The sequence below is a fragment of the Martelella alba genome (assembly GCF_005217455.1).
GTDB lineage: Bacteria > Pseudomonadota > Gammaproteobacteria > Enterobacterales > Enterobacteriaceae > Acerihabitans.
This window is the reverse complement of sequence record NZ_SZPQ01000004.1, coordinates 193,334-210,769: the sequence shown is the minus strand read 5'-3', so window position 1 is coordinate 210,769 and position 17,436 is coordinate 193,334. Positions and strand designations below refer to the sequence as shown.

Genomic DNA, 17,436 nt, shown 5'->3' with positions numbered 1-17,436 from the left:
AAACGTTTTTCAGCCCGAAATTCAAAATGGGCCTACAAGATTTCCACCTGAGAAGACGTAGGCCCATTCACAGGCCCATTTGCTCCGGCTCCCCCGGTATTCGGAAGAGCACATACAGACGAAAAAAAACCGTACCCTGTTGACAGTGATACGGTTTTCTTACTTCCCCGGACGCTATAAGACGTCCCAGGAATGTATGTTGGTGGGTCGTGTAGGGCTCGAACCTACGACCAATTGATTAAGAGTCAACTGCTCTACCAACTGAGCTAACGACCCAACGCCGTGAATTATTCTCTATCTAAACCCTTCTGTCAAATGTTTCCTGGCATTAAATATCAAAAAGACGTTTTTTCAGCAAAAAGCGCTGCGCTTTGCTGATATATTGACCAAGCTTAACCTATTTTTAACATGATAGTCTATCGTTTAAGCTATTTACCGCCGCGGCGAGTTCAATTTCTTTTGGCGGCGGCACGAAATAATGACGGACAAATCTGAAAGCGGCGCCTGAATAAGGCGGTAAAATGAGCATGGTTGCTAAAACCACACTCCAGAGCAATATCCGCCACACGCATCGTGGTGGTCAACAGTAATTCCCCCCCTTTTTTTAAACGCTTTTCCATAAGCCATTGTTTTACCGGCATACCATATTTTTGATAAAAAATCACGTTCAATTTATGAGTTGATATGCCCAACTCCTTGGCATAACGTGATACTGCCCATTGGTTGATGTAATTTTGCTCAAAAAATTCCAATAGTGTATTGTTGATATTAACGCCAACGAACTGACATAGTAGGCTGGCGAAATAATATTTGTCGATACCTAAACAATAAAGATATAAAAAACAGATGGGTAGACTTTTTTCCATTGTCATTAGCTTCTCGGTACTTTCGATTACCGAATTATCCACCGGGATCGTCTTGTAAATATCCTTTTTGAATGGTTTACAGCATGACAATATGGCGGCCTGTGAAATCAAGTCCTGATGTAATGGCAAAAGATTAACGGGATAACAGGTTATGAAGACAAAATCGTCATTGTTTTTTTTGACGGGTACCGCATTCTCATCCGCCACCACAATATGATTCTGTGGGATAGTGTGAATTTTTCCATCAAGACTTAACGTGCCGCTTTTCTTAAAAAGGATAAATTGTAATATATTCATTATTATTCCTATACACCTATCTACTTGTAACGATATATTACTTATTAATACCAGATTCCTTTTCAACCGAAGCATAATCAAACTTATTTTGAAAAAACTTTTCTAAACGCTGACTATAAGCTTTCTCGACATGGCTAATTTTCATACTATGAACGCTAACACTTCCGCAAACATGATAAATGTGTCCGTGAACATTTCCCCTTCTCGTGCCATTTATTTCTGCCGTTTTTCGCGTACAGTGGGAGCTATCACTTCTCAACGCGCACGCCAGATATCGTCAGGAAGGATAGATTGCCACTGTCGGCCTTTAGACTCGCCATACTCCGCGGAGCCTCCTTGCCGGCGGCGTTCACTCATGCAAGCAGGGAATCAGCCATGTCGTCGGCCGGTTCCACGGGCTCACCGCCGCACTACGCTATGGGTGACGCCCTAACCCACCCGGCGATTTGACGCGTAGCGCGATGCTTGTAAGGTATTTTACCGAGAAATTATCACATTCGAATTTATATCCGGACTTGCTATTAACGATTTTTTTCGGTCGATGACATTACCCGCGTCGACCGCGTCGATTTCGACGTACAGTAAGACCCATGACGGTCTGGCTCGCCGTGTTTAACAGGTAGGTTTGTGGTAGTCGGGCATCTGTCTTGTCCCATCGGTCGACGGACAGAGTAATGTTATGCGTTTTCAATACATTAAGCTGAATTCAACAGTAAGTGTGCGAGATTAGAATTTTTGATAATTTCAATTATTTTTTCTAAACTCAACAAAATTTGATTGAAGTCATAAATTATTACTCTTTACAATGATTTTATAACGACACGCCTTCCTCGACGCTATCCGCATGATAAAGGCAAAAATGAAGAAGGCGGGATAATTCGTTCATTGAGATGGGGAGTCAGGTTAATGTCCGTTATTCGCACCCGGCTGAAGTTGTTCGGCGGAGATACCGTCGTCGTTCATTGCTCGGAAAAGTGTCATATTCATCTGTTGTCTGAAGATCAACTAAAAGATAATCAGACGTTACCCGGATCCGGCGATATTCTTTGCGTTGGCGAAAAGACGACTGCCTATCTGGGTGTGCCATACAGCGGATTATGGAGCGTGGTTATCGATGCGCAAGGCGAGAGTCCTGAGCATTCCGTCAGGTACTTGCCTGCCTAACGTCTCCCAATAGCATGGACAGAACGAACACCACGCCAGGCATGGGCAAAACCGCCGGGATGGCACCGGCGGTCGGGGCAGGATTGGATATCACAGAGGCAGTAAACTGCCTACCCGCCCGCATTCCGTTCTTTCATGATGAACATGGGTAAGCGAATTCATCATGTTGCCGAAGCGCTTACCTGCGAGAAAGCGTATCCCCCCGAACCTGGGCCGGGGGTTAACACCCGGTTTCCGACGCGATCCAAGTGGTTCAGGATGCGCCTTTTCGACCGCCGTTGCTACTACGACCGCCCTTCTCGCCCGCTTTGGCAGCCCTCTGGGGATCATTTTTGAAATTCCCCCCACTATGCTGACCGCCTTTTCTGCCTGCCTCTGATGCTCTTGCACGATCTTCTGCAAAGTTACCTGAACCGCCTCTATGTTCGGCCATTGTTAACCTCCGAGTGGTGTGAGATCATCATTTCGGGATATACCCACCCGATTTCGGGCGGGATCTTTGTGACACCGCATTTAGGACTGCCGCCCTTAATACGGCGCCCTCGTCATCGGTGCCTGAACGTTATACTTCAAGCCGCCTCTGCGAAGACCACGTCGCTCAACCCAGCCACATCGATTGACTGCGCCCTGGGGAAGTATGATTGACATTCCGGATCTCATACCAGGCCCCATGGGTGGTTCACCTTCATCGTTGACGAATATGTCGCGCGTTTGCCGCCGCCATTCAACTTGAATGAAATATAAGTATAAACACCCCACCCCGTCACAATTGAAATATTAACATTATGAAACAACTTCACGAGAGATAAATCCGCTATTCCCGACCGGACCCGTTAATGCAATGTTTAAATTATGAAAATTATCTATATGAATTTACTGACCGCAAGGTAATAGAAATATTTTCTTATGTTTGGCGCTTACTCTGCAAGCAAGATGGCGGGAAAAGGAAAAACGTCGGCGACCACGCCTCTTCCTGTGGCCTATTACGTATAAACAGTCACAGAAAATAATTTTATACTCGTCATACTTCAGGTTGCCTCTTTGTTGGCTGCGCTCGTACATCCCAGTCGTAGAGATAGCTATGTCTCAAGATGTTGAAACCCATCACGCTTCTCACCTGAGATCAGTCATGAGCGGTTTACTTTCATTCCCAGAGAATGTGTCGTCTGCTTGCCGCCGCGATGCAACTCGACGTATTTAAGGTATACATTATCATCGATTTATGTAACACATTATCCTGTTGGTGTTAATGACATGACATATCCCGTCTCCAGGAATTGTCCCGTAATGCTTTGATCACCCACGAAGAAGAAGGAAGCGCAATTATGGCAAAGATTCTGGTCCTCTACTATTCGATGTATGGACATATCGCGACACTGGCCGGTGCGGTCGCCGATGGCGCACGTAAAATAAGCGGTGCTGAAGTTGCCGTCAAGCGTGTACCGGAAACCATGCCGCCGGCCTTGTTCACACAGGCCGGCGGTAAAACCGACAACACCATTGCGGAGGCTAAGCCTCAGGAACTGGCGGATTATGATGCCATTATTTTCGGCACGCCTACCCGTTTTGGCAACATGAGCGGTCAAATGCGGACGTTCCTTGACCAGACCGGCGCCTTATGGGCGTCCGGCGCTCTTTATGGTAAAGTCGGCAGCGTATTCACATCCACCGGCACCGGCGGCGGACAAGAACTCACGATTACCTCCACCTGGACGACCCTCGCCCATCACGGATTTATCATCGTGCCCATCGGCTACGGCACCAAACACTTATTTGATACCACCCAAGTACGGGGGGGAACACCTTACGGCGCCTCAACGCTGGCCGGCGGGGACGGTTCGAGGCAACCGTCGGACTTGGAGCTGGATATTGCCCGGTATCAAGGGGAATACGTCGCCGGCATTACGCTGAAAATGAAAGGCTGAGGACACGGCCATCGTCGGCGACGCCGGCCATGGCCGTGTCTTGCCCCCGAACGCCCCCCAGTAGCGAGGACACGATGAAAAGGGGGCCGCCGGCCCGGTCGGCTCGTCTTGGGGCGGCGTTGGGTTTCGCCGCTACATTGTCGATGGAACGGGCGCAGCCAACATAAAAGCAACTTGTAGTATGACGAGTCTATTCCGCTGTTAACCAAGCCCATCATTACCCACCAGACAGGTTCCCGGAAAATGTATCGCTTGCTGCCCACCGCCATATGACCCTGGCTATTTGAATTTCATTATTCGTCATGCAACCGGGTGGTTTTTGATGCATGTCATTTGGAACATAAGCGCAACATTATGACAATTCATCTCCAGCAATGACCGATATCAATGCTCCGTTACACTTGTTTAGGCCATTTTTACAATGGCTAATGATAATGTGGTTATGACTTTGCAAATTCACTAAGACAGTGTGCAAGCCTGCGCCCCGGTAAAGGCCGCATTGCGAATAACGTATTTTGGATGCGGCTGTTTTGATTTTCGGCGCGCTGGCAATAATCATTATTAGCGTTATTGGTTTTTTCTTGATGATTATCAACAACATTATGCCATGACACTTTTTTTAAAAAATTTATAATAATCTTTCTAACTAGTGGTTTACGCCGTGTTTTTATAGAGAAGATCTTCAAGCAAATCATTTATCTTCCCCCACTAAATAGCCAGAGGGAATCGCCATAACAAAGTAAAATTTGCCCATATGCATCGCAAAAATGAGATTTTAGTCGCAAGCATTTTCAAACCCGTCATCAAACTGCTATGATGTCTTACCTTAGGTAACGGCCTGTCAGGTCTCACTGGCGGCTGTCATTAAACGCATGGTAGCAGTGGTTGGTCAATCCATTAGGCAGAAATCCGACATTACCGAGATGTATACTCACAATAATTCAAGCTGCATTGCGGCGGCAAGCGAGCGACACATTCGTCAGCACGAATTTGAACCGCCAGCGGCGGGTCGTGGATGAGATACTTGTTGTCTCTCATCGTTCCGGGAGCATGGCCGACGGTGTGACTGGTTATGGACCAGGTGAGCGAGCGCAGCCGACAAAGAGGCAACGTGGAGTATGACGAGTATATCTGTGAAAGTTAACCAAAGCGGGACTTAATACCTGAATGTCTCAGTGTCGTTTTTCATTTTCTCATTTTACCTGGCATAGCCGGCGTTAAATAAGAAAATTCGCTGCTGTTGTCTGCACGTCGATTGCCTATTTTCGAAGGGCTTGTATTACTAAAAGCGGATGATTGTAAGTATATGGGTAAAGTGGATTTCTTGATGAGATTAAGGCGATGCAGCTCAATTGAAACACTGGAAAAAGTGATTGAACATATGAAAGAGAGATTGCCCGCTACAGATCTGGTTGATTTTTACGGCGCAGCGGATCACCGGTTAGCTGAACTGACTATGGGCCGTTTGTACGACAAGGTACCCGCCGCCGTATGGCAATACGTTAAATAACGACGACAAGCATGAGCCGAACCATTTCGGTTCATGCTTGCCGACGAAATTGCCCATTGCTGGTCACGTTATTCGTCGTTAACCAGAAGACCCGGTATCGCTGTTGCTAAAATATCATTCACATTCAAACCAATTTGTTAAAAAAGCAACAATAACACTATCCTACTTTTTGATGTTGTTCCGCATTCCGCACACGCAGGAATTTCAGCCCTTTTTCCGTTACTCCGCCGGCCACTAGAACCCGTGAGAAAAGCAACCTGTCTGTATAATCGGCAATGCCGAATTGACAATGCTCTACCAGTCCTTCACAGTCCGCGTAGCTGATAGCCTTTGCTATTTGTTGGAATTTTTCCATCGCTTCCGGCACACTGTCTTCGGGGACAAACAGTTTTTTACCAGTGCAAATTTCTTCGAGAATTCTCTCAAGGATAACCCCTAGTGTCTTCATGATGATTAACCTACTAATAAAAAGCCACAACGGTCATTTACCCGGCATATACTCGTCATACTTCAAGAGTTGCCTCTTTGCCGACCGCGCCCGCTCGCCCCGGTCACAGCATTGGCTCGCTGACTGGGGGTCGCCCACTTGCCGTCGCGATGCAACTTGAATTATTCAAGGTATAACGACCTAAATGCAATTGTGCACAAAAATAGTATATTCATCGGAGCGGAGATTGCTCGCTGGTAAAAGCAATTAATGACATCTCACTAAAAAAAGTCTTATATGCAGTTATAAATTTTTAGCAAACCCACGTCCTCACCATCATTCAAACTGCCTGTTCGCGGTTGCGCCTAGCCCGGTCGTATAACCGGTCATGTTCCCGGCGATACCCGCCCCAGCCGCCGCAACGCATTTCGCATGAAACAAGGTTTCCTTTGTCGCCGCAAGCAGCAGACATCGCAGCGATAATGGGAGGCAAGCAAGCGCCGTCATGCGCATTGCAGCACAGCAATCCGTAAGGGGTCGTCAAGGGCCATAACATTCCGTTCGTCCTGCAAAGACAGGGGGGGCTGCCTAAGCCGCCCTAACCAGGCGTCTCCGGCAAGCCGTTGCCGACGGCATCGGTTTCCGCTCGCCATGGCCCCTACGTTAAGTCACCTAACACCGCTGGTATTATTCGTTATGCCTTTTGGCGACCCCGGTAATCCGCTCGATATTCATGCTCAACAAATCAATATCGGATTTTACCGGAGCGTCATCGCTATCCCGCTGTCGCATTTCAGCCAGAGCAGTTTCTAACCGAATGATCAGGTTTTGGGCTTTTTTACGGCTTAAGGAGGAAATCAGCAAAGCGACCACTATTTCAAGGGCTTCCACTGTGGCATGCAATTCTTTTTCAGCCGCTTCTTTTTGCGCCAGATTGATCAATAACTGTGAAAGTAAGCTGTTCATGATGGCCCCGCAAGACAGAAATCGATAATCATAGGCAGGGTCAAACGCCTTTTGACCCGTGTACTGGACATGTTAGTTGAGAACTTCAATTAACATCAAGATAAATATATTAACAAAATTAATTAATTTCATAATATTCAACTAAATACATTTACTTGCAAAAAGTGTGAATAAAAAAAAGCGTCCGCAAAAACGGACGCCATAGCTGATGCACCGATAAAAAGGCGAACCTGATTAGCTTGCCAGGAGCAAAGCGTGTTTTTCCTGCACCGGCCCTGTGCTGTTGGCCAGGGATATCAAGATGCCTTTAACCGCCGCGGCCGAGGGAGACAGCGGTAAACGAGAGGAGGTGTTCAACGCCAACGGCAACGGTAAACCCGGGCCGACGATGCGGGCCATCCAGGCATTGGCCGCGCTGACCACGGCCGAGGCGGTCGACTCCGGCAACACCGCCGCGCCCATCCCGCTGGCCACCGCGGCGGTCAATGTCGCCAGCGAATCGATTTCACCAATGATTTTGGCACTCAACCGCCGCAGCGAGAATGCTTCATCCACACGTTTACGCAGGGCGGAAAAATCGCAGGGCAGAAATAGCTGTCGGCTGGCGACATCGCTTAGTTCGATATTTTTGCCGGGATTTTCCCGTGTGCCCACCAGGTAAAGATCTTCTTTCATCAGGGTCAGACTGTTTATACCGGCATAAATGGCGGGATCATAGTGAATAGCCATATCCAATTGGCCGCTGCCGACTTTGTCATTGAGTACGGCAGCGCTGTTTTCATGAAGATAAACCGTCAACTGCGGGTACTTTTCCCTAACCGATTGTAACAACGGCATGATTAAAGGGCATGAGGACGTACCAGGCGCCAGGCCGATGGAAACCTGCCCCTCCATTGCCTGATCGATATTACATACGGCTTTTTGAGCGGCTTCGCATTGCTGCAAAATGGCGCGGGCGTGGGAATAGAGGATCTTGCCTGCTTCAGTCGGCGTGACGCCGCGTTTGGTCCGGACCAACAATTTTTGATCAAGTTCACTTTCCAGAGTGGCAACCTGCTGGCTCAATGCCGGTTGCGCAATATGCAGAACTTCCGCCGCCTGTGTCAGGCTACCGATGTCGACGATTTTCACAAAATATTTGAGTCGTCTTAAATTCATTTCTGCCTCCGTCGCAGCTTCACCATTAGCAATGATGAATAACAATGCAAAAAGCAGACCAAACCGAGTAACTTTTTATTCAAAAGTGAATAACGTAATTTTTTATAGTTAAATAAGAATAAGTTATGGAATGGCACATAGACGACGACCCAGCACCAGGCCTTGCAGGCGCTCACTTCCCCTGGGACGGGGTGCACCATAACAACGCACGCCGCAAACCCCGGGGACAGGCGCTAATTGTCCTGACCGCCAGCTACCGGCTTGGACGGCATATCGCCGGAAGTCAAGTGGGAAACCGAAGGCGACCGGCTTTACGGCCATTTCCGCCGACGGAAGCCCGCAATACAAGAGCTGGCATCCTCCCGCCCAAAAGGAGGGAGATTCCTGCCGCGTTCAGACCGAAATCTGACTCGCTCGGTGGGTTCCTGATTCGGCGGGGGCCCTGACTGCCCCGCCCACCACAGGCAAGCACAGCACGGCATGCCCTGCCGCTAAAATGTGACGAGCCCGTTTACGTCAGCGTTCGCGGCGTATCCACACATATTACAGGGTTTTCGCAGATTTCACTGGTGGTTTCATGAAGGTCGTCGCGCCGGATATTGGCAATGCGCGAGTGCACATGCTGGATTTTTCGTTCCTGTTCGTTTCTGCCGATTGGCGCTGAATTTCACTTTTCGGCTTAACTGGCGCTGAAGCCTTGTCCATTTTCTTTGGCTGGCTTTGGCGCTGTTGACAGGCCGGACCGCCGGGTCGCGCTGGGCAAAACCGCTACCCTGCCAGGAAACAATGAACTCCAACCGCCTAAACCGCGTCGGAGTTCATTATACTGTGCTACTCGATACTACATGGAAGATTGAAAGTGATATATCGCGTGGCGGAGGAGGTGAGATTCGAACTCACGAACGCTTGCGCGTCGCCGGTTTTCAAGACCGGTGCCTTCAACCGCTCGGCCACTCCTCCGCAACGAGGCGAACTATAAACAGTGTCGTCAGGCTTGTAAAGGGTGGTATGGGCTAATCGCTTGAAATTTGGCCGCGCGCCGGCGAGAGGATAGGCAAACGTTCGATACCGCGCAACCACAAGGGGCGATGCGACATTATTTCTACCCGTTCAAGCGCATACTGCCGCTTTGTCGGGGCGTTCGCTCGCCCCTGTCATCGAGTGAGCTATGCTCCTGGGGGCCAGCTCACTTGCCGCCGCGATGCAACTTGGCGTATTAAGAGTATAGAGCGTAAAGAAGGGTAAAACGTATAGGCGGCCCGGCTGTAAACCTTTATTCTGACAATCAAACAGTTAGGGTTCTTAACACCAACGAGGTGATTCTATGGATCGTTTAGTCTCGACACCGGCTCGCGAGCGTTCGTTACTGAGCACCCATAAAGTGCTGCGCAATACGTATTTCCTGCTTTCCCTTACTTTGGCCTTTTCAGCGTTGACGGCCACCGCAAGCACCGTTCTGGGTCTGCCGGCGCCGGGGTTCATCCTCATGCTGGTGGGGTTTTACGGTCTTATGTTCCTAACGTATCGACTCGCCGATCGTCCGGCCGGCATTTTGGCGACATTCGCCTTTACCGGTTTTCTGGGGTATTGCCTTGGGCCCTTGCTGAGCATGCTGCTGGCCAGCGGCGCCGGCGAAACCATTATGATGGCCCTGGGCGGCACCGCGCTGGTGTTTTTCTGTTGTTCCGCCTATGTTCTCACTACCCGCAAGGACATGTCGTTTCTCTCGGGAATGATGATGGCCGGATTCGTGGTGCTGTTGGTGGCGGTCATTGCCAACCTGTTCCTGCATATCCCGGCGCTGTCGCTGGCGATTAGCGTCATGTTCATTCTGTTTTCCACAGGCGCGATTTTGTGGGAGACCAGCAATATCATTCACGGCGGCGAAACCAATTACATCCGGGCGACAGTGAGCCTCTATGTATCCCTGTACAATATCTTCGTTAGCCTTTTGAGTATCCTGGGTTTCGCGCGCAACAACTGAGTCAGCGAGTCCCGCCCAGCCTTCTCCTTAGGGCCCTGAATAGGGCCCTATATGTTTGTGACGCCCTTCTTGAACACGCTACCCTTTCCTTAATAATTTAAGTTGCATCGCGACGGCAAGTGAGCGACATTCGTCGGCAACGGATGTGAACCGCCCATGGCAGGACTATGGGTGAGGGATAGGACGTGTCTTAGCGTTTCCAGGTCCATGGATGACGCCTGTGGCTGGGGCAAAGTAACGGGGTGAATGCGGCCGGCAAAGCGGCAACGTGAAGTCTGATGAGTTATACCAGGGTATAGGGAGAAAGATGGAGTACAACGGTCGCGAAATCGAAACCGACAGCCAGGGTTACTTGAAAAATACCGCCGACTGGCATGAAGGGCTGGCCACAGCCATTGCCCAACAGGAAAAAATTGAACTCACCGAAGCGCATTGGGAAGTCATCCGCTTCGTGCGTGAGTTTTACCTGCAATTCAATACCTCGCCAGCCATACGCCTGCTGGTGAAAGCCATGGGGCAGAAATACGGCGAAGAAAAAGGCAATAGCCGCTACCTTTACCGCCTTTTCCCCAACGGTCCGGCCAAACAGGCGACCAAAATCGCCGGCTTGCCCAAACCGGTAAAATGCATTTAATCCTCAGTAGCGAATTTGAAAACCATGCAAATCGGCAGTATCCGCCGCTCTGGGTTCGACGAGAATTTTTTCGATATGTGCGCTTCTTGGGCCACCTTGCCTCAGCCAGTCCTGCAATGCGTCCAATTGCGCCTGGGTTCCGCAGGCCACCATCTCGACGCCGCCATCATCAAGGTTGCGCACATACCCCTTCAAACCCAATTCCTTGGCACGACGCTGGGCGGTATAGCGGAATCCGACGCCCTGCACCATGCCATAGACATAGATAGCAGTACACATTTTCGACATCATTTCCCCCCGAAAGCCGGCGATGATTGCAATTGGCCGAACTTATTCGCAAAATGGCGCTCTTTCAGCTGATCAGTATACTTCATGATGACAAAACGACTCTTCCTTGCCAAGGGGCGGGAAAAATCGCTGCTGCGGCGCCACCCCTGGATCTTTTCCGGCGCTGTGCAACGGATAGAAGGGCAAGCGCACGCCGGCGAGACCATTGATATCCACGATGCCGCGGGACATTGGCTTGCCCGAGGGGCATATTCGCCGCAATCGCAAATCCGCGCTCGCGTCTGGACCTTTGAGGCCGAAGAGGCCATTGATACCGAGTTTTTCATACGCCGCTTAAATACCGCACAGCAATGGCGGGATCTGCTGGCCAAGCGGGACAACCTGGATGCCTACCGGTTGATCGCCGGCGAATCGGACGGCTTGCCGGGCGTCACGATCGATCGTTACGGACATTATCTGGTACTGCAGCTGTTATCCGCCGGGGCGGAATACCAACGCGCCAATCTGCTGGCGGCGTTGCAGCAATGCTATCCCCTCTGCGCCATCTACGATCGTTCCGACGCGGCAATCCGTAAAAAGGAAGGGTTAACTCCGACCAGCGGCGTGGTGGTTGGCGAGGCTCCCGCGCCGCTTTTGCCCATCCACGAGCATGACATGACACTACTGGTGGATATCGCGCAGGGCCATAAAACCGGATTTTACCTTGATCAACGCGACAGCCGGCACGCCGCGCGCAAGTATGCCGCGGGGCGCCGGGTACTGAACTGTTTTTCCTATACCGGCGCTTTCGGCGTCGCCGTGATCAAGGGCGAATGCCGGCAAGTGACCAATGTCGATACCTCTCAGCATGTGTTGGATATCGCCCGCAGGAATATCGAACTCAATGCGCTTGATACCGGCAAGGCGGAATTCACGCGTGAAGATGTTTTCACCTTGTTGCGGCGTTATCGCGAGCAGGGGCGACAATTCGATATGATCATCATGGACCCGCCGAAATTCGTGGAAAACAAAAACCAGTTGGCCGGGGCGTGCCGGGGCTACAAAGATATCAATATGCTGGCGATACAGTTGCTGGCCGCGGAAGGCATATTATTGACGTTTTCCTGTTCCGGACTGATGACCCGCGAACTTTTTCAAAAAATCATTGCCGATGCCGCGTTGGATGCCCACCGCTCGCTTCAGTTTATCGAAGAGTTCCGACAGGCCGCCGATCATCCGGTAATCGCCCCTTATCCTGAAGGACTTTATTTGAAAGGTTTCGCCTGTCGTGTAATTTAAGTGACGCCTTACCCTTGATATTGCCCGCTGATACCCCATATTTAGGATAAGGCATGAGTCACACGGGAGCGAACCATGATTGCCAGCAAATTTGGAATCGGACAACAGGTCCGTCATAGACTTTTGGGCTATTTAGGCGTTGTTATCGATGTCGACCCCGAATATTCTCTGGAAAAACCTTCGCTGGATGACATCGCGGCCGACGAAAATCTTCGCTCCGTGCCCTGGTACCATGTGGTAATGGAGGATGACGAAGGCAAGCCTATTCATACCTATTTGGCCGAAGTCCAACTGAATTCGGAAACAACGCCAATCCACCCCGAGCAGCCTTCGCTGGATGAACTGGCGGAATCCATTCGTCAGCAACTTCAGGCGCCCCGGTTGAGAAACTGACGGCAAGGCGGGTGTCCATCACTCGCCTTGTATTCATTTAGCCAGTCCCAGACGCTTGATTTCAATCTTCGGGCAGCGATCCATCACCACCTGCATGCCGACATTTTTGGCCAGTACCGCCGCCTGTTCATTGATTACGCCCAATTGCATCCACAGCACGCCGGCATCAATAGCAATCGCTTCCTGGGCAATATCGTAAACGGCTTCAGATCGCCGGAAAACATCCACCATATCCACTTTTACCGGAATGTCCGCCAAATCGGCGTACACTTTTTGCCCAAGGACTTCCCGACCCGCCAGCACAGGGTTAACGGGAAACACGTGATAGCCCTGTTCCAGTAGATAGGCCATGACATCATAGCTGGGACGGGCGGGTTTCTCACTGGCGCCCACCAGGGCGATGGTTTTGACCGACGACAGGATGTCGCGGATATCGGTATCCGTCATGGCGTTATCTCCGAAGGGAAATCATGGATCCATTGTATACCAGATAAAAAAAACACACGCATGAATGAGGCATCAAATAATTTCAAAACAAAAATATTTGTTAAAAAATAATACAAAGAATATTGTATAATCTTATCGTGATGTAAAACATCGTTGCCACGCAGACTATGGCAGGAATTTTGACCTGGCGGCGAATTTCACTCTTACCGAGGATGAATCAACAATGACGATAACGCGTGTCCTGCTTATCGGCTTAACCCTGCTGTTAAGCGGGCCCGCGGCGGCGACAACGCTGGAGGTGCCTGAGTCCATCGAACTGGTCACCATAGACGGCGCCACGGTCAACAGCGCCTTGCTGCGCAGCGTAGGCAGCCTTGAACTGACCAAGGGAAAGCATCAATTGACATTCATCTTGAACAACCGCGCTTTCCCGCGGGAGAAAACGCTATACCCTGCCGCACCGGTCTATGTGCTGGGGTATTTTGATACCGGCGATGCCCAACGGCTACGCTTACGTTTGCCGCAACTCGCCACTGGCGAGCAGGTCCGGCGTTTCTTGTTGCGGCCGGAGCCGATATTGCTCGACGAGCATGGCACGGTGGTTAACGCAACCTATCGCCGACTACCGGCCCAAGGCGGCGATTCGCCGCCCCAACTGAACAAACCGAATGTCGTTCACCGACTGATGCCCCTCGCGCCGGCGACGCCGCCCGGCATTCCCGACCCGTCTATCGGTCCGCTGAATAGACTTCAACGATATTTTGCAATGTTATCTGTTTAATTGTTTGCAGTGAAACGAACTTTCAGTAGTCTATATACTTCAAATAATTCGCAGCGGCCGGCGAGCGGCGCATATGTTGAAAACCCATGTGTGCCGCCAACTGCGCGGCAACATGAAGTATGGCGAGTATGTTATCGCTGATTTTTTCTGAAGGACAGGATATGGAGTCGATTACCCGCACCATTACCATGCGCAAACACATTGCCCTGGTGGCGCACGATCATTGCAAGGAATCTTTACTGAACTGGGTGGAGGTCAACAAAGGGGTGCTGAAAGAGCATGTGCTTTATGCCACCGGCACGACAGGGAATTTGGTGCAGCGCAACACCGGTTTGCCGGTACACAGCATGCTTAGCGGGCCAATGGGCGGCGATCAGCAAGTCGGCGCGCTGATTTCGGAAGGCAAAATCGACGTGCTGATTTTCTTTTGGGATCCGTTGAACGCCGTACCCCATGATCCCGATGTCAAAGCATTGCTGCGTCTGGCGACCGTCTGGAATATCCCCGTGGCCACCAATCGGTCGACGGCGGATTTGCTGATTAGCTCCGCGCTGTTTAGCGGTGAAATGGAAATTGAGATACCCGATTATCAGCGCTATTTGAACGAACGCCTGCAATAAACGGACGCCGCCCCCGAGGGCGGCGTGGTTCCCATTGATTATGGCTTGCGTGCGTGCGATACCCCCAATTGCCGTAAAACGCCGATGAAGGGAGAGGGTCGCTCCGGATCCTGTAACAACCAGACCTGGCGACGTGCCCGTGTCAGGGCGACATACATCAAACGCCGCTCCTCGGCATCCGGAAAATCTTCCGGCTGCGGCAACAGGGCCTGTTCGATAACCGTTTCCCGCGCCGGCGCAGGAAAACCGTCCTTGCCGGCCGACATGCCGATGATAATGACATAGTCCGCCTGTTGTCCCTTGCTCCCATGCATGGTTTTGAAATCAATAACCAGATTGGGCCAGCGCGTGGCCGCTTTATCCAGCAGCGCTGGTCGAAGATAATGGTAGCGGGCCAAAATCAATATGCGCTCATCCGGCAGCGCGTAGCCGCTGAGCTTATTCAGTAATGCCTCCAGTTGCGCCTGCGGCAATATGAGTACGGCTTTCTTTTCGCCTTTGACAAGACTGTTGAGAGGCTTATGCAGTTGATATGGATTTTGCAACACAAAGGCATTGGCTATTTCGCCGATCCGTTGATTGAAACGGTATGTGGTATCAAGAGCGCACTGGGCCGCGTCAGCGAAACGTTCATGAAAAGCGGTGGTCAGGGAGAGCTCAGCGCCGCTGAAACGGTATATGGCCTGCCAATCATCCCCTACGGCAAAGAGCGAAGTACGGTGGTTTTGTTGGCACAATGCCTCCAGTAATCGCACGCGCTGCGGCGAAATATCCTGATATTCATCCACCAGAATGTGCTTCCAGGGGCTGATAAACCGCCCCTTTTGCAAGACATCCACGGCCTGGTGGATAAGCCCGGCGAAATCCACCGCGCCTTCTTCCTTCATGGCCTGTTTCCAGATTTTCAGCAATGGCGTCAATAACCGGAGGCGTTTTTGAAACTCCGCTCGACACGCTTCCGGCGCTGACGCAATCATCTGCGTCTGACTGCCGCCATGCATGCGCATCAAACCGATCCAGCGATCGAGACGGGGTGCCAAGCGCTGCGCCAGAGCATCGTTTTGCCAGAAATCCCCCTCCGGCAGTTCCCAGGCCAACGCATCGGTGAGCCATTGCCGCCAGCCTTTCGCCTGCGCTTTCTTATCGGCGCATTGCAATCGCCACTGTTTTATCAATAACGCCCGCCGCGCCGCGCCGTCGTTTTCCAATTTGGTGATAACCGGCGCCTTCTTGCTGCCTTGGCGGATGATATGCAGCGCCAGGGCATGGAAAGTCCATGAAGCCACGCCGTGGGCCCCCAGCCGGTCGCGAATGCGCGCGTCCATTTCCGCCGCGGCCTCCCGGCCGAAAGCCAGCATCAATATCTGTTCGGACAAGGCTTCCTGCCGTCTGAGCAGCCAACCCACCCGCGCGACCAATACCGACGTTTTACCGCTACCGGCCCCCGCCAGCACCAGTATTTTCTGTTCGCCATTGACCACCGCCTGCATCTGCGATGTATTCAACGGACTGCTCTCCACATTGGCGAAAAAATCGCCATGCGCGGTCATCACATCGTCGGCCCAGCGCCGGTTACGCGCCTCGGCCAATGCCGGCCCGTTTTGCAGCCATTGCCGGCAAAGGCGAAACGGCTCACGACAGGTCTCAAACTCGTCCAATCGTGTTGTCGGCAGCGGCAATGCCCCAAAGGCCTCGCGAATGCTTGCTTGCAAAGATGCCAGCGAATCCGAGCGCAACCACTGATCGCTCTCGACCGTCTGCGCGATGGCCGTGGTCTGCGCCTTTAGCACCTCGGCGCAAACCAGGCTCATTTCGTGGCTCCAGTCCCGCCAGATTTTTTGCAAGTATTGATAAAACCGCTGGGTTTCCTGCCATTCCGTACCATGCAGGCGCACCACCCGCGCATCGGGCAACTCGAACTCCAATTCCCCCCAGACGATGCCGCGCTTGCAGCGAATCGCCAGGATTTCATTGAAAGGAATAACGTAATGGTGTTTTTCGCCGCTGACCTCGACGCCGGCATTCAGCAGGCGAACCCGGTTATATGGATGTTGTGCCAGATGTTTGCCAAGTGATGTCGATTTCAGTTCCATAACATTGTCGGGTTCCCGTTATCTCATTGAGACGCGTCTGCCCTCCATAGTAACTTGTTCTGCCGCGGTCTGGAAATCAGGGTAGAATACCATTTATTCTATTAGGGACTTTTACCGTACAACAGCAAAGCCGGCACAATACACTATGGCGACTCTCCGACTCCTGCTCAATATCCTTAACTTCTGCCTTGGCGGTTTTTTCACTACCCTCGCCTGGCTGCTGGCGACGTTGCTGAGTATTTTGCTCATCTTCAGTTGGCCCTTCACCCGTTCATGCTGGGAGATCACTAAATTATCCCTGTGTCCGTTCGGCAATACCGTCGTTCCCGTTGAAGAACTTGACGCAAACTCTCGCCATCCCTTACTGGCCGCGGGGGGGACGCTGCTGAATATCCTGTGGCTGGTGCTGTTCGGCTGGTGGTTATGCCTGTCGCATATCGTCATCGGTATCGGCCAATGCCTTACGATTATCGGCATCCCCTCGGGGATTGCGCATTTCAAGCTGGCGGCTATCGCCCTTTGGCCGGTCGGCCGGCGCGTGGTGCCGGTGGAGTTGGCTGAACAATTGCGTTTCAAGCCGAACCGGTATCATTCCCGTTGACGTC

The 17,436-nt window shown here is 51.4% G+C and carries 18 protein-coding genes and 2 tRNA genes; 10 read left to right on the top strand and 10 right to left on the bottom strand.

Annotated features, from left to right (window positions below):
- Positions 1-200: 200 nt before the first annotated feature.
- Positions 201-276, bottom strand: a tRNA-Lys gene (locus FCN80_RS06575).
- A 173-nt stretch (positions 277-449) separates the two neighbouring features.
- A complete protein-coding gene (locus tag FCN80_RS06570; RefSeq protein ID WP_136989218.1) occupies positions 450-1,163 on the bottom strand; it encodes a helix-turn-helix domain-containing protein in 714 nt (237 codons plus the stop codon).
- 906 nt (positions 1,164-2,069) lie between these two features.
- Between FCN80_RS06570 and FCN80_RS06565 the strand changes: the two genes are divergently transcribed.
- Positions 2,070-2,327 (top strand): DUF1883 domain-containing protein, encoded by a 258-nt coding sequence (locus tag FCN80_RS06565; RefSeq protein WP_136989216.1) that lies wholly within the window; start codon positions 2,070-2,072, stop codon positions 2,325-2,327.
- A 253-nt stretch (positions 2,328-2,580) separates the two neighbouring features.
- Here FCN80_RS06565 and FCN80_RS06560 read toward each other — a convergent pair whose 3' ends face one another.
- On the bottom strand, positions 2,581-2,760 hold the full coding sequence (locus tag FCN80_RS06560) for a con-10 family general stress protein (RefSeq protein WP_136989214.1): 180 nt from the start codon (positions 2,758-2,760) through the stop codon (positions 2,581-2,583).
- 892 nt (positions 2,761-3,652) lie between these two features.
- Here FCN80_RS06560 and wrbA point away from each other — a divergent pair.
- Both wrbA and FCN80_RS06550 read left to right on the top strand, forming a co-directional pair.
- The gene (gene wrbA / locus FCN80_RS06555) at positions 3,653-4,252 is read left to right on the top strand and encodes an NAD(P)H:quinone oxidoreductase (RefSeq protein WP_136989213.1); all 600 of its coding nucleotides are present in this window, start codon (positions 3,653-3,655) and stop codon (positions 4,250-4,252) included.
- Positions 4,253-5,558: 1,306 nt separating this feature from the next.
- On the top strand, positions 5,559-5,762 hold the full coding sequence (locus FCN80_RS06550) for an Hha/YmoA family nucleoid-associated regulatory protein (protein ID WP_136989211.1): 204 nt from the start codon (positions 5,559-5,561) through the stop codon (positions 5,760-5,762).
- Between the two features lie 157 nt (positions 5,763-5,919).
- Here FCN80_RS06550 and FCN80_RS06545 read toward each other — a convergent pair whose 3' ends face one another.
- The 4 genes from FCN80_RS06545 to FCN80_RS06525 all read right to left on the bottom strand — a co-directional run bounded on the left by FCN80_RS06545 (position 5,920) and on the right by FCN80_RS06525 (position 9,273).
- Entirely contained in the window at positions 5,920-6,210 is a 291-nt protein-coding gene (locus FCN80_RS06545; RefSeq protein ID WP_136989209.1) for a hypothetical protein, read from the bottom strand.
- A 666-nt stretch (positions 6,211-6,876) separates the two neighbouring features.
- Positions 6,877-7,155: a sigma-S stabilization anti-adapter protein IraP gene (locus FCN80_RS06540; RefSeq protein ID WP_136989207.1), complete on the bottom strand. Its 279-nt coding sequence runs from the start codon at positions 7,153-7,155 to the stop codon at positions 6,877-6,879.
- 234 nt (positions 7,156-7,389) lie between these two features.
- Positions 7,390-8,313, bottom strand: coding sequence for a nitrogen assimilation transcriptional regulator NAC (gene nac / locus FCN80_RS06535; RefSeq protein WP_136989205.1), 924 nt, complete (start codon positions 8,311-8,313; stop codon positions 7,390-7,392).
- 872 nt (positions 8,314-9,185) lie between these two features.
- Positions 9,186-9,273 (bottom strand) — tRNA-Ser (locus FCN80_RS06525).
- 364 nt (positions 9,274-9,637) lie between these two features.
- On the opposite strand from FCN80_RS06525, the gene yccA reads away from it, so the two are divergent.
- Together yccA and tusE are read left to right on the top strand one after the other, a co-directional pair.
- On the top strand, positions 9,638-10,297 hold the full coding sequence (gene yccA / locus FCN80_RS06520; RefSeq protein ID WP_136989203.1) for an FtsH protease modulator YccA: 660 nt from the start codon (positions 9,638-9,640) through the stop codon (positions 10,295-10,297).
- Positions 10,298-10,604: 307 nt separating this feature from the next.
- Positions 10,605-10,931 carry a sulfurtransferase TusE gene (gene tusE, locus FCN80_RS06515; protein ID WP_136989201.1) on the top strand — a complete coding sequence of 109 codons (327 nt, stop codon included), beginning with the start codon at positions 10,605-10,607 and terminating at the stop codon, positions 10,929-10,931.
- Positions 10,932-10,934: 3 nt separating this feature from the next.
- Here the strand turns inward: tusE and yccX are convergent, their stop codons facing one another.
- Entirely contained in the window at positions 10,935-11,210 is a 276-nt protein-coding gene (yccX, locus tag FCN80_RS06510) for an acylphosphatase (protein WP_230492525.1), read from the bottom strand.
- A gap of 93 nt (positions 11,211-11,303) precedes the next feature.
- Here yccX and rlmI point away from each other — a divergent pair, with 93 nt between their 5' ends.
- Both rlmI and hspQ read left to right on the top strand, forming a co-directional pair.
- On the top strand, positions 11,304-12,497 hold the full coding sequence (gene rlmI / locus FCN80_RS06505) for a 23S rRNA (cytosine(1962)-C(5))-methyltransferase RlmI (RefSeq protein WP_230492524.1): 1,194 nt from the start codon (positions 11,304-11,306) through the stop codon (positions 12,495-12,497).
- Positions 12,498-12,572: 75 nt separating this feature from the next.
- Positions 12,573-12,890, top strand: coding sequence for a heat shock protein HspQ (gene hspQ, locus FCN80_RS06500; protein WP_136989197.1), 318 nt, complete (start codon positions 12,573-12,575; stop codon positions 12,888-12,890).
- A 33-nt stretch (positions 12,891-12,923) separates the two neighbouring features.
- On the opposite strand, the gene FCN80_RS06495 is transcribed toward hspQ, so the two are convergent.
- Positions 12,924-13,337, bottom strand: coding sequence for a CoA-binding protein (locus tag FCN80_RS06495; RefSeq protein WP_136989195.1), 414 nt, complete (start codon positions 13,335-13,337; stop codon positions 12,924-12,926).
- Between the two features lie 223 nt (positions 13,338-13,560).
- On the opposite strand from FCN80_RS06495, the gene FCN80_RS06490 reads away from it, so the two are divergent.
- The gene (locus FCN80_RS06490; RefSeq protein ID WP_136989193.1) at positions 13,561-14,118 is read left to right on the top strand and encodes a DUF2057 family protein; all 558 of its coding nucleotides are present in this window, start codon (positions 13,561-13,563) and stop codon (positions 14,116-14,118) included.
- A 182-nt stretch (positions 14,119-14,300) separates the two neighbouring features.
- Positions 14,301-14,738, top strand: coding sequence for a methylglyoxal synthase (locus FCN80_RS06485; protein WP_230492530.1), 438 nt, complete (start codon positions 14,301-14,303; stop codon positions 14,736-14,738).
- Between the two features lie 38 nt (positions 14,739-14,776).
- Here the strand turns inward: FCN80_RS06485 and helD are convergent, their stop codons facing one another.
- Positions 14,777-16,831, bottom strand: a complete 2,055-nt coding sequence (gene helD, locus FCN80_RS06480; protein WP_136989190.1) for a DNA helicase IV — start codon at positions 16,829-16,831, stop codon at positions 14,777-14,779.
- Positions 16,832-16,976: 145 nt separating this feature from the next.
- On the opposite strand from helD, the gene FCN80_RS06475 reads away from it, so the two are divergent.
- Positions 16,977-17,432 carry a YccF domain-containing protein gene (locus FCN80_RS06475; protein WP_136989189.1) on the top strand — a complete coding sequence of 152 codons (456 nt, stop codon included), beginning with the start codon at positions 16,977-16,979 and terminating at the stop codon, positions 17,430-17,432.
- The last annotated feature ends 4 nt before the right edge of the window (positions 17,433-17,436 follow it).

Bases quoted from the DNA above. Each gene is read 5' to 3' on its own strand.
- FCN80_RS06495 (WP_136989195.1), bottom strand. From the start codon at position 13,337: ATGACGGATACCGATATCCGCGACATCCTGTCGTCGGTCAAAACCATC.
- FCN80_RS06560 (WP_136989214.1), bottom strand. From the start codon at position 2,760: ATGGCCGAACATAGAGGCGGTTCAGGTAACTTTGCAGAAGATCGTGCA.
- hspQ (WP_136989197.1), top strand. From the start codon at position 12,573: ATGATTGCCAGCAAATTTGGAATCGGACAACAGGTCCGTCATAGACTT.
- FCN80_RS06545 (WP_136989209.1), bottom strand. From the start codon at position 6,210: ATGAAGACACTAGGGGTTATCCTTGAGAGAATTCTCGAAGAAATTTGC.
- FCN80_RS06550 (WP_136989211.1), top strand. From the start codon at position 5,559: ATGGGTAAAGTGGATTTCTTGATGAGATTAAGGCGATGCAGCTCAATT.
- wrbA (WP_136989213.1), top strand. From the start codon at position 3,653: ATGGCAAAGATTCTGGTCCTCTACTATTCGATGTATGGACATATCGCG.
- tusE (WP_136989201.1), top strand. From the start codon at position 10,605: ATGGAGTACAACGGTCGCGAAATCGAAACCGACAGCCAGGGTTACTTG.
- helD (WP_136989190.1), bottom strand. From the start codon at position 16,831: ATGGAACTGAAATCGACATCACTTGGCAAACATCTGGCACAACATCCA.
- rlmI (WP_230492524.1), top strand. From the start codon at position 11,304: ATGATGACAAAACGACTCTTCCTTGCCAAGGGGCGGGAAAAATCGCTG.
- nac (WP_136989205.1), bottom strand. From the start codon at position 8,313: ATGAATTTAAGACGACTCAAATATTTTGTGAAAATCGTCGACATCGGT.
- FCN80_RS06490 (WP_136989193.1), top strand. From the start codon at position 13,561: ATGACGATAACGCGTGTCCTGCTTATCGGCTTAACCCTGCTGTTAAGC.
- FCN80_RS06565 (WP_136989216.1), top strand. From the start codon at position 2,070: ATGTCCGTTATTCGCACCCGGCTGAAGTTGTTCGGCGGAGATACCGTC.
- yccA (WP_136989203.1), top strand. From the start codon at position 9,638: ATGGATCGTTTAGTCTCGACACCGGCTCGCGAGCGTTCGTTACTGAGC.
- FCN80_RS06475 (WP_136989189.1), top strand. From the start codon at position 16,977: ATGGCGACTCTCCGACTCCTGCTCAATATCCTTAACTTCTGCCTTGGC.
- FCN80_RS06540 (WP_136989207.1), bottom strand. From the start codon at position 7,155: ATGAACAGCTTACTTTCACAGTTATTGATCAATCTGGCGCAAAAAGAA.
- FCN80_RS06570 (WP_136989218.1), bottom strand. From the start codon at position 1,163: ATGAATATATTACAATTTATCCTTTTTAAGAAAAGCGGCACGTTAAGT.
- yccX (WP_230492525.1), bottom strand. From the start codon at position 11,210: ATGTGTACTGCTATCTATGTCTATGGCATGGTGCAGGGCGTCGGATTC.